This window comes from Caballeronia sp. LjRoot31 (genome assembly GCF_964253885.1).
Classification (GTDB): domain Bacteria; phylum Pseudomonadota; class Gammaproteobacteria; order Burkholderiales; family Burkholderiaceae; genus Caballeronia.
Window position 1 is genome coordinate 1,394,076 of sequence record NZ_CAXURX020000001.1, and the last position, 16,581, is coordinate 1,410,656.

General features: G+C 61.4%; 16 protein-coding genes. All 16 read left to right on the plus strand.

Annotated features, from left to right (window positions below):
* The first annotated feature begins 90 nt into the window (after positions 1-90).
* The 16 genes from ACSQ8V_RS06055 (at position 91) to ACSQ8V_RS06130 (ending at position 16,574) form a co-directional block, all read left to right on the plus strand.
* Positions 91-633 carry a terminase small subunit gene (locus tag ACSQ8V_RS06055; protein ID WP_436205184.1) on the plus strand — a complete coding sequence of 181 codons (543 nt, stop codon included), beginning with the start codon at positions 91-93 and terminating at the stop codon, positions 631-633.
* A complete protein-coding gene (locus ACSQ8V_RS06060) occupies positions 566-2,647 on the plus strand; it encodes a phage terminase large subunit family protein (protein ID WP_436205185.1) in 2,082 nt (693 codons plus the stop codon). The genes ACSQ8V_RS06055 and ACSQ8V_RS06060 overlap by 68 nt, the downstream gene beginning before the upstream one ends.
* A gap of 8 nt (positions 2,648-2,655) precedes the next feature.
* Positions 2,656-2,868, plus strand: a complete 213-nt coding sequence (locus ACSQ8V_RS06065; RefSeq protein ID WP_436205186.1) for a phage head-tail joining protein — start codon at positions 2,656-2,658, stop codon at positions 2,866-2,868.
* Complete coding sequence (locus ACSQ8V_RS06070; protein WP_436205187.1) at positions 2,868-4,385, plus strand: phage portal protein; 1,518 nt, start codon at positions 2,868-2,870, stop codon at positions 4,383-4,385. Before ACSQ8V_RS06065 ends, ACSQ8V_RS06070 begins: the two co-directional genes overlap by 1 nt.
* A complete protein-coding gene (locus tag ACSQ8V_RS06075; RefSeq protein WP_436205188.1) occupies positions 4,382-5,503 on the plus strand; it encodes a head maturation protease, ClpP-related in 1,122 nt (373 codons plus the stop codon). The genes ACSQ8V_RS06070 and ACSQ8V_RS06075 overlap by 4 nt, the downstream gene beginning before the upstream one ends.
* A gap of 3 nt (positions 5,504-5,506) precedes the next feature.
* A complete protein-coding gene (locus ACSQ8V_RS06080; RefSeq protein ID WP_436205189.1) occupies positions 5,507-5,845 on the plus strand; it encodes a head decoration protein in 339 nt (112 codons plus the stop codon).
* Positions 5,846-5,950: 105 nt separating this feature from the next.
* On the plus strand, positions 5,951-6,955 hold the full coding sequence (locus ACSQ8V_RS06085) for a major capsid protein (protein WP_436205190.1): 1,005 nt from the start codon (positions 5,951-5,953) through the stop codon (positions 6,953-6,955).
* 4 nt (positions 6,956-6,959) lie between these two features.
* Positions 6,960-7,262 carry a head-tail joining protein gene (locus ACSQ8V_RS06090; protein WP_436205191.1) on the plus strand — a complete coding sequence of 101 codons (303 nt, stop codon included), beginning with the start codon at positions 6,960-6,962 and terminating at the stop codon, positions 7,260-7,262.
* On the plus strand, positions 7,259-7,690 hold the full coding sequence (locus ACSQ8V_RS06095; RefSeq protein ID WP_436205192.1) for a hypothetical protein: 432 nt from the start codon (positions 7,259-7,261) through the stop codon (positions 7,688-7,690). The genes ACSQ8V_RS06090 and ACSQ8V_RS06095 overlap by 4 nt, the downstream gene beginning before the upstream one ends.
* An 8-nt stretch (positions 7,691-7,698) precedes the next feature.
* Positions 7,699-7,929: a hypothetical protein gene (locus ACSQ8V_RS06100; protein ID WP_436205193.1), complete on the plus strand. Its 231-nt coding sequence runs from the start codon at positions 7,699-7,701 to the stop codon at positions 7,927-7,929.
* The gene (locus ACSQ8V_RS06105; protein WP_436205194.1) at positions 7,910-8,839 is read left to right on the plus strand and encodes a phage tail tube protein; all 930 of its coding nucleotides are present in this window, start codon (positions 7,910-7,912) and stop codon (positions 8,837-8,839) included. Before ACSQ8V_RS06100 ends, ACSQ8V_RS06105 begins: the two co-directional genes overlap by 20 nt.
* Positions 8,840-8,954: 115 nt before the next feature.
* Positions 8,955-9,293, plus strand: coding sequence for a hypothetical protein (locus ACSQ8V_RS06110; protein WP_436205195.1), 339 nt, complete (start codon positions 8,955-8,957; stop codon positions 9,291-9,293).
* Entirely contained in the window at positions 9,257-9,673 is a 417-nt protein-coding gene (locus tag ACSQ8V_RS06115) for a DUF1799 domain-containing protein (protein ID WP_436205196.1), read from the plus strand. The genes ACSQ8V_RS06110 and ACSQ8V_RS06115 overlap by 37 nt, the downstream gene beginning before the upstream one ends.
* 23 nt (positions 9,674-9,696) lie before the next feature.
* Positions 9,697-12,573 carry a phage tail length tape measure family protein gene (locus tag ACSQ8V_RS06120; RefSeq protein WP_436205197.1) on the plus strand — a complete coding sequence of 959 codons (2,877 nt, stop codon included), beginning with the start codon at positions 9,697-9,699 and terminating at the stop codon, positions 12,571-12,573.
* A gap of 204 nt (positions 12,574-12,777) precedes the next feature.
* The gene (locus ACSQ8V_RS06125; RefSeq protein WP_436205198.1) at positions 12,778-15,099 is read left to right on the plus strand and encodes a hypothetical protein; all 2,322 of its coding nucleotides are present in this window, start codon (positions 12,778-12,780) and stop codon (positions 15,097-15,099) included.
* Positions 15,096-16,574 carry a hypothetical protein gene (locus tag ACSQ8V_RS06130; protein WP_436205199.1) on the plus strand — a complete coding sequence of 493 codons (1,479 nt, stop codon included), beginning with the start codon at positions 15,096-15,098 and terminating at the stop codon, positions 16,572-16,574. Before ACSQ8V_RS06125 ends, ACSQ8V_RS06130 begins: the two co-directional genes overlap by 4 nt.
* Positions 16,575-16,581: the final 7 nt, after the last annotated feature.

The following is a 16,581-nucleotide window of genomic DNA, read 5'->3' on the forward strand; positions in this document are numbered from 1 at the left end:
TGCCGGGGACCCTATAAAACAGGCGCACTCACGGGTAATTCGAACCCTGTTCGCAAACTACTCACGAGACTTTCCTAAGGGGGTTATACCGTGACCCATACTGAGATCAGCATCGACGCCACCGCCACTCAGGCCCAGTTCGGCGCGATGGTCGGTATCTCTCAACCGGCGGTCAGCGACCTGCTGACTCGCGGCGTGCTGTCGCCGGGCGGCACGGTGCGCGAATGGCTGCACGAGTACTGCAGCAACCTACGCGAGCAAGCGGCGGGTCGCTACGCGGCTGGCGAGTTGGACCTGGCTCAAGAGCGTGCGATGCTGGCGCGCGAGCAGCGTATCAAGATCGAGATGGTGAACGCTGAGCGTCGGCGCGAGCTGGCGCCGGTCGCGTTGCTCGAAGCAACCTGCGCGCGCGTCGGTCGACGCGTGAGCGCAATCCTGGAGGCGATCCCGTCGCAGGTTAAACGCCGCCTTCCTCACTTGCCAGCATCGGATGTCGATGCGATCGAGACCGAGATCACCCGGGCGCGCAATACCGCTGCGGCGATGAGACTGGACGAGGCGATTGATGGAACAGACGCAGAAGACGGAGATCCAGAGAGCGGAGATTCAGAAGGCGATTTCGAAGGGGCTTAGCTCGCTTGCCGTGCCCGCGCCCATGTCGTTGTCGAAGTGGGCGGAAGAGCACTTCTACCTGTCGGCCGAATCGAGTTACGTCGAGCAGCGCTGGACTGCGTACCCGTTCCAGCGCGCGATTCTCGATGTCATCTCGAACGACGATATCGAGGAGGTGGTGTTCAAGAAATCGGCCCGCGTCGGCTACACCAAGATGATCATGGCGGCGATGGGGTACTTCGCGCACCACCGCCGGCGCAACCAGTGCGTGTGGCAACCGACCGATGACGACGCAGCCGAATTCGTGAAGACCGAAATCGAGCCCATGCTGCGAGACGTCGAGGTCATGAAGGACGTCTTTCCGTCGTACATGCAGCGCAGCAAGCACAACACGCTGCGCCAGAAGACGTTTCTCGGCTCGACGCTGCACATCCGGGGCGGCAAGGCCGCGAAGAATTATCGGCGCTTGTCCGTCGACGTCGGGTATCTGGACGAGGCCGATGGTTTCGACCGCGATATCGAGAAAGAAGGTTCGCCCGGCATGCTCGCGGCCAAGCGGGTGGAAGGCGCGACCTTCCCGAAGATGATTTTCGGGAGCACGCCCAAACTCAAGGGCTTCTCGCTGATCGAGTCGCGGCACGACGAATGCGATAAGCAGTTTCTGTTTTACATTCCGTGCCCGCACTGCAGCGGTGAACACGTCATGCGGTGGGGCGGCAAGAAGCTCTCATACGGTTTCAAGTTCTCCGTCGCCGACCCAGAAGGCGTGGTCCATCACTGTCCGCTGTGCGGCGTCGGATATTCGCAGGCCGAATACCTGACTGTATGGGAGCTCGGGCGGTGGAAAGCGAGCGACGGCATGTGGATCGATCACGCCGGCCGATTCCGCTACGTCGACGGGCGAGTTGCGCCGATCCCCCGGTCAGTCGCCTTCATGATCTGGACAGCGTACAGCCCGCAAGTCAGTTGGGCCAAGATCGTGCGCGAGTTCGCGGCGGCAAACGAAAAAGCCAAGACCGGCGACACATCTGAATTGAAGACCTTCGTGAACACCACGCTTGGCGAGACGTGGGAGGAAGAGGTCGAAGAGACCGACCACGAAGCGCTCATGAAGCGTGCCGATGCGTACCTGCTGCGTTTTCTGCCGATGGGCGTGCTGGTGCTGACCGCTGGCGTAGATGTTCAGGACGATCGTTTCGAAGTGGTGGTGTGGGGCTGGGGTGTGGGCGAGGAGTCGTGGGTGATCGATCACGTCGTGTTCGATGCGAACCCAGCAGATGAGAACGACTGGGCGAAGCTTGACGCATATCTGCAAAGTACCTTTGCGCACGCCAGTGGTCAGCGTCTCGGTATCGAAGCCACTGCGATCGATACGCAGGGTCACTTCACGCACCACGTTTATAACTTTTGCCGCACACGCGTTGCGCGCCGGATCTTCGCGATCCGTGGCGATCCCGTGGCAGGCAAGCCGATCAAGGGCAAACCGTCGCGGCAGGACGTGAACTACAAGGGTGAGACGATCAAACGTGGTGTGCGGCTTTGGCACGTTGGCACGGATACCGCGAAGGATCTTGTATTCGGTCGATTGCAGCTCGATCGTCCTGGTCCCGGCTATGTTCACTTTGCCAGCGATCTTCAACCTGTGTTCTACGAGCAGCTCACCGCGGAAGTGCGTGTCATACAGAAAGGGCCGCGCGGTGAGGAGCACCGCTGGATGAAACGCAAACCGAACTCGCGTAACGAGACGCTTGATTGCACGGTGTACGCGATGTTTGCTGCACATGCGTTGGACTTGCACCGCTACACCTTGCCGATGTGGGCCGCGCTGCGCGAACGTGTCGCGCCCAGACAGGGCGATTTGCTTAGCGGCCCTTCCATCACGCCGCTGGAGCACGGCGAATCGCCGCCGGCTGACGATCCGGACCACGACACCGATAGCGAACTGCCGCAACCTTTGAAAACCCCGCCACCCGGCGGGGTTTCGCGTTTACCGGCGCGTCGCATCGGCCGCTCTACTTATCTCAAACGTCGCTGAGGACGGATATGGCTTATACACAGGACGATCTCCAGCGCGTGCGTGCGGCGATTGCCGCCGGCGCCGAGATCGAAATTCAGAAGGGCGATAAGCGCGTGCGCTATCGGTCGATCGCCGAGCTCCTCGCAGTAAAGGATGAAATTGTGCGCGAATTGCAAGCGTCGAGTCCGCGTCGCCGTTCGCGTTCGATCCGTCTGCGCAACGCCGGCAAGGGGGTGTGATGGGAAAAGCCTATCCATCCCTGACGCAACGCGGATTTGTCATGCCAACCCGGCTCAAGGCGTCGGCCGCGTATGAATCCGGGAGCTCGTCGGGCAGCCGGACCCGCAACTGGCAGGGCTCGGGTGTGGGACCGAATTTCGCGGCGGCGCAAAACCTGCCGCTCATGCGGGGCCGTGCGCGCGATGCGGTACGCAATGACCCGTGGGCGAAAACATCGGTCGCCCGGTTCGTGTCGAATGTCATCGGCACGGGCATCCAGCCTCACCCGAAACACCCTGACCCGGCTGTACGCAAAGCGCTCAAGCAGTGGTGGGATGACTGGGCGTCGGAAGCTGACGCGGATGGCCTGCTCGACGTGTATGGACTGCAGACGCTTGCGGCGACTTCGTTCTTTACCGATGGCGAAGCGTTCACGCGACTGGTATTGCGCAGGCCATCGGCGGATCTCCCGGTGCCGCTGCAGCTTCGCCAGTTCGAGTCCGATTTCGTGCCTGCTGAAAAGAACCAAGTGCTTGCCAACGGTGCCGAGATCGTGAGCGGCGTCGAGTTTGATACGGATGCAAATCGCGTGGCCTATCACATGTGGCGGCGTCATCCGGGCGAATACGGGCGCGCACCGCTGGCCGGCCAGAGCACCGTTCGTGTATTGGCCGACGAGATCATTCATGTGTTCAAGCCGGTTCGGCCTGGTCAGGTGCGGGGTGTCACGGAACTCGCCACGATTCTGTTGCGGCTGAAGTCGCTCGACAACTTCGATGACGCGGTGCTCTTTCGTCAGGAGCTGGCCAACCTGTTCGCCGGCTTCATCACGCGCAAGCACGAAGACGGTGGCGAAGGGGTGCCACCACTGAACCAGTTGACCGGAGCCGATGAGCAGTTCGATAGCGACGGCTTTACGCCGATCGCGTCACTCGAGCCCGGCACGCTGCAGCAGCTCGGCGATGACGAGGAGATCAAGTTCTCGACGCCACCCGGCGCGGGAACCGATTACGCCCCGTTCATGCGTCAGCAACTGATGGCGGCGGCCGCGTCGGTGGGCTTTCCGTATGAGGTGCTCACGGGCGATCTGCGCGATGTCAACGATCGCGTGCTACGCGTGATCCTGAACGAGTTCCGGCGCGGCGTTGAGCAAGTGCAATGGAACATTTTTATTCACCAGTATTGCCGCCGCGTGTGGGCAGCATGGATCGATGCGCTGGCTTTGTCGGGCGCCATGCCGATGCCCGACTTCTATCGCACTCGCCGCGAATATCTGCGTGTGCGCTGGGTGCCGCAGGGCTGGCCGTACATGCAGCCCGTGCAGGACGTGCAGGCGAAGCGCATGGCGGTGCGTGCCGGCTTCACCAGCCGCTCGGCTGTGGTTCTCGAACAAGGCGATGACCCGGAAACGATCGATGAAGAAAACGCGGTGGACAACGCGCGTGCAGATGCGCAGCAGCTTCGCTATGACTCTGACGCTCGCGTTCTCGATGCGGCAGGCGACCCAACAAACTCAACGAAGGACATTCTTCCATGACAAAGAAGCGCCAGTGGTACTCGATGCGGGCACTGACCAATGCGGCCGGCGCCGCGGTGGCCGAAATCCGGATCTACGACGAGATCGGCTTCTGGGGCACTACCGCCCAAGGTTTTATTGCCGAACTGGAAGCGGTCGCGGCCGGTGCGGCGGAGATCGTCGTCGCGGTCAACTCGCCCGGCGGCGACGTCTTCGACGCCTTCGCCATTTACAACGCGCTGCGTCGCTACGCGGGCAAGGTGACCACGCGTGTCGATGGCGTCGCAGCCTCCGCTGCGTCGCTGGTCGTGATGGCAGGCGACCAGATTGTCATGCCTGAAAACGCCATGATGATGATCCACAACATGTGGACCGTCACGGCGGGTACGGCAGATGAATTGCGCACCACCGCCGATCTGATGGATAAGACACGTGACGGCGTGGTTGCCGCGTACCGGAACAAAACCGGCCTGGACGACCAGGCCATCATCGACATGCTCGATGCCGAAACGTGGATGACCGCACTGGAGGCGCAGGCGCTGGGTTTTGCGGATGTGATCGAGCAGCCCGTGAAATTTTCCGCGTCGGTTCGAACGGCTGAGCTGGTCGCGAAGTTCAAGAGCACGCCAACGGACCTGCAGGCGAGTATCGATTCAGCGGAAGTTCCAGACGTATCGGTTGCCGGTGATCCTCCGGTACCGGAACCCAAAGATCCCGTGCCGCCCCCGCCGAAAGAGCCCGTCATGCAGCAGGAAGCGCCAGGCGTGCTGGCAGCGCACGTCTTTAGCGCGTGCCGCGAAGCCGGGCTCTTGAGCTTTGCAGAAGGCATCGTTGCATCGACCGGCCTGAGAGACCGAGTGACGATCGACGCGGCGATGGTTACGGCTCGCGAGATCAGCAGCGTGTGCGCGGCGGCGAAATTGCCCGAGCTCGCGGCAGAGTTCGTAGCGACGGGGCTTACCACCGAGCAGGTGCGTGCGCGCCTCTTTGACCGTGTCACCAACAAATCGACGACCGCGCTGAACAATCGCCAGCCGGTAGTCGACTTGCAGCAACAGGCGAGCGGCCCGCACCGCACGTCCATTTATGCCGCCCGCAAGGCCGGGGCGAAACAATCCACTGCCCCCGAAAGGAGCTGAACCATGATTAAAACTGAAGGTATTCACACCGCCGAGTTCCTCCTTTCGGAGGGCGCAGGCCAGATCTCGCGCGAGAACATCGAAGTCAAAGCGGGCGATGCGTTGCCGGCCGGCCAGCTTCTCGCCAAGGGCGAGGACGGCGTCTATGTTCCTTACGATCCCACAGCGGAAGACGATGATCTGGCCAAGCTGGGCGTGCTGTATGCGCAGCTCGACGGGTCCACGACCGTGCGCCGTGCAGTTGGCATCGTGCGCCTGGCTGAAGTCATCGGATCGTTGTTGACGGGGCTGGATGACGGCGCGCACGAAGCGCTCGTCGCGCAGCACATTGTCGTTCGCTAAGCCTCGCGGCTAGCATTGCTGTAGTCGCACCATTCCCCTTTTTGAATATCGAGTCCGCCACGCCTTTGGGTGTCGCGGACTTTTTGCGTTTTCAGGAGAAAACATATGGCGGACATCGCCCTGCTTAACGACGAAGCGTTTTCGCTTTCGTCGCTCACCGCGTCGATTAACGATGCACCGTTTGTTCCTGGCCGTATCGCGACGCTCGGCCTTTTCGCTGAAGAAGGTGTCACGACCACCACCGTGCAAATCGAGCGCGACGGCGAGACGCTTGCGCTGGTTGAATCCAAGCCGCGTGGCGGAGCAGGTCAAATTGTTGTCGGTACCAAGCGCCAGTTGATTCCGTTCAACACGGTTCATTTGCCGGAACGTGCCACGATCTTTGCAGATGAAATCCAGAATCTGCGCGCGTTTGGCAGTGAGACTGAACTGGAAGCAATTCAGTCACTGATCGACAAGCGGCTCGGCAAGATGCGCCGTCAGCTTGACGCCACGCACGAGTTTCATCGTATTGGCGCGATCAAGGGACAGGTCCTCGATGCTGACGGCAAAAGTGTCATTGTTGACTTGTTCGACAGATTCGGGCTGGAGCAGCAAGTGCTAGCGATGAAGCTGGGCGCCGACGGTAGCTTCCGGCAAAAGATCCAGGATTTGCTCGACATGATCGAAGACACGCTGGGATCGCTCCCGTTCTCGGGCGTGCGCGTTTTCTGTGGTCGAAGCTTTTGGCGCACGCTGATCGATCTCGACGACATCAGACAAACCTACGTGGCCACGCAAATGGCGGCCAGCCTTCGTGGCGATCCGCGTGACACCATCGATTTCGGCGGCGTCACGTGGGAGCGTTATCGCGGCCGCATCGGCAACACTGGTTACATCGCCGACGATGAGGCGTATGCGGTGCCCGAAGGTGTGCCGGATCTTTTCATCACGCGATTTGCGCCGGCCGACTACATGGAAGCGGTCAACACGAACGGTCTGCCGTATTACGCCAAGCAAGAAAACCTGCGCTTTGACAAGGGCACCGAGATCGAGGCGCAGTCCAACCCGATCCATCTGTGCACGCGTCCGCGCTCGGTCATCAAGCTGACGCTCGGCAAGGCGGCCTGAAGCGATGTTCGATGAAGGCGTTTTTTGGCGAGCCTTCAGCGGCGCGGGCATGCTCGATACCGCGACGATTGTGCCTGCGGCGGGCGAGCCGTTCGATATCCAGGTGGACTTTCGTATCGACGGCGAAATCGTGTTCGACGGCATCGCGCAAACAGTCGATTACTCAATCGAGTATCAGGTCTGCGATGCGCAGTTGAAACGCGGCAGTCAACTGCGCATCAAGGGCGTGCTCTATCGCTGCAAGCGTGATCCGCGCCCGGGCGACTCGGGGTTCCATGCGACCGTTGAAGTGGAGAAGGTGCCATGACGATTCTGCGACAGATTTATGTGGAATCGCTGCTGGAAGCCTTCTCTAAATCGCCCGCGCTCACCGAGCTCGCGCGCGTCGATCGTTCGGTGATCGATGCGATGGACCTGAACGATCGGGCTGTGATCGTGGCGCACCGTGCGGGCGAGCGCAAACGCGAGGAGTACATCGGTTATGTGGATCGCTTTTGCGAACTGCTGATCACCATCGTCACGCGTGATTCGCGACCCGATGTGCTTGCGGACGAAATACTCGAGGTGGCGCATCCGATCGTGATGCGCCTGACCGGTCCCCAACTGATCGACATTGAGGAAATGGAGGACGGCACTGACCCGCCGGTGTACGCGAGCAATAACGGTTCGCTGTGTCTGTGCACCACTCACTACCTGATGCACTACCGCACGAGCCGCGACGATCTTTCCAAATAGGGAGGCGCATGGACGCTGTATTGCGGGCAATCCTGCACGACCAGCATGCCGGTCGCGCAGGCGTTTACCGGTTCGATCCTTCTACCGGCCAGCGCACACCGCTGACCGGCTCGTCGTGCTCAACCAATCCCCCCGATGTTGATGAGCCGGTGACGCCGGCCATCGAGGTCGACCATGAACCTGGGCAGTCAGATACGCCCGACAACGGAGCCACCCAAAGTGACTTTTCTGACTCGTAAATCGATTGTGCTCGCGGCGATTCAGGCTGCTGCGGGTACGGCGGCAGTGCTCGACGGCACGGCGGCTATGAATGTTAAAAACATCAGCTCGAAGCCGATCACGACCGAATCCGCTGATCTGGATTTCATCCGGCCCTGGCTTGGCAATAACCAGAAGCTCGTTACGAACTTCTACCAGGAACTGGATTTCGAGGTCGCGCTGACCGGTTCGGGCACGCCGGGCGAAGTGCCGCCGTGGGATCCTCTCATTCGTGCTTGCGCGTTTTCTGCGACGGTGAGCGAAGGCAAAAGCGTGGTCTATGCGCCGATCTCCAGTACGCCGGAACGGGTGACGTTACAGTATTTCCTCGATGGCTTGCGGCATCAGATGGTGGATGCGGTCGGGACGTTCACACTGGATTTGACGCCCAAAGCTGTACCGACCATCAAGTTCCATTTCATCGGCAACTATGAGCCGGTGACAGATGCGGCACCGCCGGCAGACGTCGATTTCAGCGCGTTCATCACGCCCCAAGCCGTGGGTGCTGACTACACCCCGCATTGGAGCTTGCACGGTTTCACGGGCAAGCTTGCGGCGTTCACGCTGGATGTTGCGAATCAGTTGGTGTACCGCAACCTGATCGGCGGTAAAGGCGCTGAGTTGACCGACCGCAAGGCGACCGGCAGCGCGACGTTCGAACTGGGCACCGTCCTGTCGAAAGACTGGTGGGATGCGGTGCTCAAGGCGCAGCTTGGCGAGTTGTCGATCACGCACGGCACGCTCGCCGGCAACATCATTCAGATCGACTCGCCAAGCGTGCAGTTGTCCGAGCCTCAATATAGCGATCAGGACGGCATCGCCCAGATGCAGACCGCGCTCACGCTGGTTCCTCGCGCCGGCAACGACGAGCTGGTGATCACGCTTCGCTAAGGCCACAGTCGGCAGTCGCTGCATCACAGTAGGCCGCGCGTCCGCGCGGCCAGCCTATATCTAATGTAGTCCATGGCCCGCCCGAGTGCGGGCTATTTTATTGGGGAAGCGAATCATGGTGTTCAAGGTCGCGCAGTCAGAAAAATACAAGGTGAAGGTCGAAATCGAAACGAATACGGAAAGCGGCCGCAAGGAAAAATCGACGTTTAACGTCATGTTCAAGCGCTTGTCGCAAAGCGAGATCACTGAGCTTGTACAGAGCGCGGAGAGCCTGACGTTCGAGGATCTGATGGCCCGCGTGCTGCTCGGCTGGGACGGGCTGATTGATGCCGATAACGAGCCGCTGGAATTCAATGAGGCAAATCGTGCCGCGTTGTTCGAAATTCCGGAAGCCCGGTTCGCGTTGCGCGAGGCGTATTGGGACAGCGTGCGCCTGGGCAAACAAAAAAACTGATTGACGCCGCGAAGCACTGGGCCGGCTGGCGTGAAAACCCATTTTCAATCGACCAGGCGCATATCGAGGCGATGCGCGCATTCGGCACGTCCGAAGTCGCAATCGCTGCGGCCGTGGCGAGACAGTCGGACCACGAGTTCGAGGTGTGGCCGGAAAACTGGCCGATCCTCGCGACGTTCCTCTCGCTTGCCCGGCAGTGGCGGTGGGTGGCCGGCGGCATGGGTCCGCCGATCCGGCTGGGCCTCGACTATCCAGCGGTTGAGTCCGTGTTTCGACTAACCGGCGTCAAATCCAAAGATCGTGCAGAGACGTTCGCCGCGCTCCAGTTGATGGAAGACGGGGTGATGCAGGTCGAGATCGAACGAGCCGCTCGCAAGTGAGCGGCTTTTTTTATAGGTGATGTATGGCCGCTAATCCACTCGTGGACCTGGTAATCAAGATTCGCGGCGACACCTCGTCGGCGACTGCCTCGATGCAGGAGCTCGGGCAGGTGACCACGCAAACCGGCAACGGTCTGTCTGGCATCAGCGCGCCCGCGCAAGCGGCGGCCACGTCGCTCACGATGCTCGATCGCGAAGGTCGGAAATTCATCGACGGTTTGCGCGACCAGGCTGCGACGATTGGCATGTCCAGGCTAGAGATCGCTGAGTACCGTGCGGCGCAGCTCGGTATGGCGGCCGAAGCCGCACCGCTGATCGCGCGGCTCAAGGAAGTGGGCGCATCGGTGAGCCGCACGGGCGCTGAGGCAGTCGGCCTTGGCGAATCCGAGGCTGAGGCGAGCGCTCGGCTAAAAGAGATGGTTGCGCGCTCCATGGAGGCGCAACGGGCGCTTACTCAAACAGCCAGTGCTTCACGTGACGCTGCGGGCGGTGCCGACGCTTTGGGTGCATCCGGTGCGCAGGTGAGCGCAACGATTGCTGCGCAAAACAAGGAGATGATCGACGCTCAGCGCGCGAGCATGCTCATGAACGACGAAATGCAAGCACTGCGCACGACTCTCGCGCAGGGCAATGCGAGCTTTGCGACGCTCGGCGAGCAATACAGCCGGCTGGACCGCGCGATGGCCACCGGCAAGCTGTCGATGCAGGAATACGATGCTGCCCTTGCGGCGATCGGAAAGGATGAGGATAAGCGGCTGCAGTCGCTCAACACGCTGACCTCGAAATACGATCCGCTGGGTGCGGCGACACGCAAGCTCGCCGACGACCAGGCGTTGCTCGACGACGCATATAAGTCGGGTCAGTTGACCACGGCGCAGTATCAGCAGGCGCTCGCCGGGATCAAGGCGGACCAGGCGGTGGTCCAGTTGCGCCGCCTGGCCGATCAGGAAGCGGAGCTGCGGCGGGCGTTTAAGGCAGGCACGGTTTCGTCGCGAGACTATAAGGCCGCGCTCGCGGAGATCGGAAGCAATCGAAGTGCGCTGAGCGAGATCGCAGGCGGTGCGGACAAGGGCGCGAAGGCGATGCACGGCTTTAGCCTGAGCACGAACGCTGCGCGCCGGGAAATGGTCGTGCTCGCCCACGAGGCCGCGACCGGGAGCTGGACCAACTTCGGCAGCTCGCTGATGGTGATGGCAGAGCAATCCAATGCCTTGGGCGTGATCATGAGCCCGTTGGGTGCGACGATCGGGGTAGCGGGCGCGGCCGTGGCGGGCATGGCGGTGGCAGTTGCGCTGGGCGCGCACGAATCAGATGAGCTAACCAAGTCATTGAAGTTGACCGGGGGCGCGGCGGGCGTCACGGCGGGCGGTGTCACTCAACTCGCGCGTGCGATCGCCGACGATACGGGCAAGAGCATGGGCGTGGCGCGCGAAGCGTTACAAGCGCTTGTGTCGACCGGCGAATTTACGGGTGCGGCGCTCGCGCTTGCCGGCGAAGACGTCGTCAAGTTCGCGGAGTTGTCGGGCGAAAGCCTGGAGAAGGTCGTCGCCGATTACGCCAAGATGCCGGAGGGCGTGACCAAGTGGGCAGCGGAGCATAACCGCCAGCTCAACTACATGAGCGAGGCCGATTACGAGCGCATCAAAACGCTTGAAGACGCGGGCAAGACCGAAGACGCGTTGATGGCGAACTTGACGCTGCTGCACAAGCACTTTGCGGATGAGGCAGAGGAAAAGCTTGGCTGGGTCCAATCGGCTTGGCGATCGGTTTCGCTCGCCATCAAGGACGGCTGGGACGCGCTGAAAGATGTCGGCCGGGAGGAAACACCGGAAAAGCGCATGGCAAAAATCGCAGCGAGGCAGCGCGACGAATCCAGCGGAAATGTTCCGGTGGTTTTTCAGGACGACGCGTACGCCGTCAATAAGGGGCGCGGGACCGATACCGAAGACTTCTACGCGGCCCAGATGGAAGCGGATAGCAGCGCGGTTGCAGCCTTTGCGAAGGCGCAGGAAGATGTGAATCAGAAGGCTGGGATTCGCGCGGCGGAGTCGCTTGAGAAGGCGTTGCATTCATACGATAAGGCATTTCAGAAGGGCGAGGAGCTGAAGAAGCGCAAAGCCGAGTTCGTTGATCTATTCAAAGCGAACCCGAATTCCGACAAGCTCAATGGCGTCAAGGTCACAGGCGACGATGCCGCTGGCTACACGGTGTCCGGAGGTCTCTATGACAACCTCGTCGCAGATATCAATAAGCGGTACGACGAGAAGTCACGCACGACTCACGCGGAATCGACCGGCAACCGCGAAGTGGCATCACTGAAGGCCGATATTGCCGCACGCCAGCAGCAACTCTCGCTGATCGATCAGTACGGCATGTCGCAGGCCAAGGTGAGCGAGGGCGATAAGAAAGTGTTCCAGATCGAGTCGCAGCTCGCCCTGGCGCAGCAGGATCGCACCGGCAAGGTGAGCGATGCGCAGTTGAAAGAGCAACTCGGTTATGCAAAGCAACTTGCGGCGATCGAAAAGCAGATCGAGGCGAGAACGCGCGAGGGCGAGGCGCTGAAGGCATACACCGCGCAGGTCGACAAATGGACCGGCGCGGTGGAGTCGGAACAGGCAGCGCTCGAACAGGATCTTGTGCTGTACGGGACGACTGGCGAAGCGCGCAAACTGATAGCGTCGCAGCTGAAGTTTGAGTCTGAAGCGCGCACTACCATCGCTAAAGCGTTGCGCGATGGTCACCCGCTTTCCGAACAACAGCAAAAGGACCTGCTTGCTGAGGCGAGCGCGCGTGGCAAGACGGTGGCGAGCATCCAGGCGCAACGCGAGGCACTCGCCGGTGCGCAAAAGCTGCGCGAGGAAAACGAACGGTTCGCCGCCGACAGCATCTTTGATGAATAGAAGCGGGCCGATGCCATCCTGGCCATTGATGCGAGGAAGTGGCAAGAGCTGATTGCGAATGCGGGCGAGGGCACGCAGGCGCAAAAGGAGCTGACCGAGCAATACGACCAGTGGTACGCGAATCAGCTGGGCAAGCCGGCGATCGATCGGTGGCGCAAGACGGTCGATCAGATCGGCACTGATTTCCATGACGGTTTCCTGCAGATGCTCACCAACGGGCGTGCGAGCTGGTCCAGCTTCACGGAGTCGCTCAAAAACACCTTCAAAACGACGGTGGCTGATGAGATCTACCGGCAGTTCGCAAAGCCGTTCGTCGTCAGCGTCATTGCGAATCTTGCGGGCGTGAACAACGCGCAGGCGGGATCGGGCGGTGGGTCAGGCAACGATGTGCTTGGCATGCTGAAAAACGGGTCGAACCTCTACGACACGGTGAGCGGCTGGTTCGGTGGCGGATACGGTTCGGCCGGGTCCGCACTGGGGTCGTCGGCGATCGCAGGTGCGGGATCGAGCGCGCTGGCAAGCGGCGGTGCGGCGCTCGGCGGATTGGGTGCCGGCATCGGCAGTAACGTGGCGGCCGGTGCCGGCACCTACAGCGCGGGATTGGTGGGTGCGAATAGCTACGGCTTTAGCGCGGCAGCCGGATCAAGTGGTGGGCTTGGTCTTGGCAGTGGTCTCGGTGCTTCTGCTGGGCTGTGGTACGGCGGGGCGGGGCTGCTCGGCGGTCTGGCGGGCGGGGCGCTCTTCGGTAACAAGGGCTACAGCAGCATGGGCGGATCGCTTGGCGCCGTGGGCGGCTTGGCATTAGGCGCATCGTCGGCGGTTGCCGGCACGGCCATCGGCGCTTCGCTTGGCTCGCTGGCGGGTCCTATAGGTGCCGTGGTGGGCATGGCACTCGGTTCGTTGCTTGGCTCGTTTATCGGTGGAGGTGAAACGCGGTACGGCGGCTCTTACGCGACCAGCGACGGGAAAGACGTCTCGAAATTTGCGGGACCGAGCGGGGGCGATCCTGCGTCCGGCGATGTCCAGAACCAGATCAAATCGACGTACTCCAGCATCCAGTCGCTGGCGGACCAATTGGGTGGGTCAGTCGATGGCCTTGGGCAATACAAGGCGAGCTATGAAATCAGCCCGAAGAAGGGTAATTCGTTCGTCTCGGCTGGCTTTACAACGGGTGACGACTGGTATCCGGATCGCCAGGATCTCGGTGGCGTGAAAGATAGCGAGACCGTGCTGGCGGACTTCCAACTGCAGTTGCAGCGCTCGGTGATCAGCGGGCTGCAGAAGGCGGGTTTGGATACGCCTTACGCGTCGGTGCTGCAGGGTATCGATGCATCGAAGCTGTCTGCTGATGACGTCACCGCATTGCTCGGGCAGTTGTCGTCGCTCAAGAGCCTGTTCGATTCGTTCACGAATCTCGGAGCTGACTTCGATAACCTGAAAAATGCATCGTCGACCGCGCAACTCGCGGTGCTGAATTTGGCGGGTGGCATTGATGCGTTCAACACGAGCGCGACGTTCTTTTATCAGCACTTTGTCTCCGCCGAGCAGCAGGCGGTTGACCAGGCGAAGGCGCTCAATGACCAGATGAGCGGCCTGGGTTACGCGGGCATCCACACGCGTGACCAGTTCAAGTCGCTTGTCGAGTCGCTGGACCTGTCGACCGATGCGGGTCAGAAGGCTTACGTGTCGCTGCTCGCACTTGCGCCCGCCTTCGATGCGGTCGCGGGAGCGGGTGAGGCTGCTGTGAAGGCGGCCTATGACAGTCAGTCTCAGGCGCTCACGTCCTTTCGCGATCAGCTGGTGTCGTTTCGCCAGTCGCTTGCGGCCGGTGACATGTCGGACCTGTCGCCGGAAGCGAAGTACGCGGCGAGTCGAGCGACGTATGAGGATCTGCTCGCGAAGGCAAATGCGGGCGATGCAACGGCGCAGGGCGGACTGAGCTCGGCGGCGCAGGATTTTCTTAATGCGTCGAAGGCTTACAACGCCAGTTCCGCGCAATATCAGGCGGATCTGGCGGACGTCATGAAGTCGGTCGATTCGGCCGTCTCCTCGGCCGATCAGCAGCTTGATCTCATGAAGCAACAGGTCGCCGGCATTCTGGATCTGAACACGTCGGTGTTGACCCTTGCGCAGGCGATCGAGGCATATAAGTCTGGGTCCCCCGTCAACGGTTCGCATGCATCCGGGTTGTACCGCGTGCCGTTCGATGGTTACGTCGCGGAGCTGCACAAAGACGAACGGGTGTTGACCGCGCAGGAGGCGCGTCAGCTCGATGCGCGCTCTTCCTCCGCCCGCGTGATGCCTGCGCCGGCGGTGGATTTCAGTCGTTATCAGCGCGCGGATAACGATCCGGTGCTGAAGGAATTGAAGGTAACGCGGGAGCAAAACGCGAAGCAGGCGGAATTGATCGCAAAGTTACTTTCGGCGCAACTGCAACACGCCGATATGACCGCGCGCAGCGATTCCGAAAAGATGGATCAGCAGACCGCTTTGCTGCAACAACAACGGAGGCCGGGTCAGAAATGATCATTGCGATGGAAGCGGATGCGTACCACCTGCTGAGCGGGCAGGTGGTGACGCTGTATTTCTCGGAGGCCGGGTTTCTGACGCGGCCTGACGACACGCCACCGAACGTGTATTTCGAGCCGGTCATCAAGACGGCGCCGACGCTTGACCGGTTGCTTTTCGACGGCGCGGCCACGTTCGGCGCGACGAAGGTCACCATCGGCAACGTGCTGCTGGTGAATCAGGACGGTCACCTCGATGCGCTTGCCACCGACTATGCGTTTTCTGGCCGGCGCTTCGTGGTCAAGATGGGAGAGCTCGGCGTGCCGTACGCGCAGTGGTCGGTGGTGATGACCGGCACGCTGTCGGATATCGCGGTGCAGGACGCGGGTCTATCTGTCGTCATCGAGGACAGGCTCGCGGATCTGACGATTTCAAATCGTCCGAAGTACCTCGGTGACAACGCATTGCCGGCTGGTATCGAGGGCACGAAAGACAGCTTGAAGGATCAGTTGAAACCCCGGGTCTACGGCCTGGTGCTCAACGTCTCGCCGAAATGCGTCAACACGTCGAAGCTGATCTATCAGGCGAGTGACGCGGCATGTTCGATCCTCGCCGTGTATGACAGCGGTGTCGCACTCGCGCGGGGCAGTGACTATGCGAGCACCGACGACATGCAAGCGAACGCGCCTGCGATCGGGCAGTTCCGGTGCTTCGCGGGTCTCTTTCGGCTGGGTGGCTCGCCGGCGGGAACGGTCACCTGCGACGCTCAGGGCGCTGCGATCCGCGCGGCGGACGTCATGGTCGCCATTGCGCGGGACGCTGGTGTGCCTGACGCCGATATCGTCATGGCGGACGTCGCCGCGCTGAACGCGGTCAATGGCGCGGTGTTGGGCGTGTGGGCCGACGACGATGCGACGCCGCAAACGCTTCTGGACGAGGTCGCGGGATCGATCGGCGCATGGTACGGCTTTGATCGATTCAGCCGCTTGCGGATGGGGCGTCTCGATGCGCCGTCCGGTGTGCCAATTGTCGTCTGGGGGCGTGACACACAGATGGCGCTCACCATGCGCTCGGCGGGCGTGCCGGCCTGGAGCGTGGCGGTGAACTATGCACGCAACTACACCACGCAAAGCGACGTGGCGGGAGCGGCTGCTCGGACTACCGCGTGGCTTGCTCTGGAGTTTCGAACATCGACCAGCGAGAACCCGGCAATCAAGGTGCCTTGGCCGCATGCCGATGAGTTGAGCTTCGATACAGGACTCGTGAATGAACCGGACGCCGTTGCGGAATCGCAGCGGCGTCTTGCTTTGTACAGCGTGCGGCGGGTGACGCTTGATGTGGACATTCCGGTGACCGAGCTCGGCACGGTGGATCTGGGCGAGGTAGTGGCGCTCGACACGCCGCGCTTCGGCCTGCGTGGCCGGCTGCTGCGTGTCATCGGCATCAATACCGGCTTCGCGCACGGCCGGGCAGCACTGGTCCTCTGGGGCTAAACAAGGC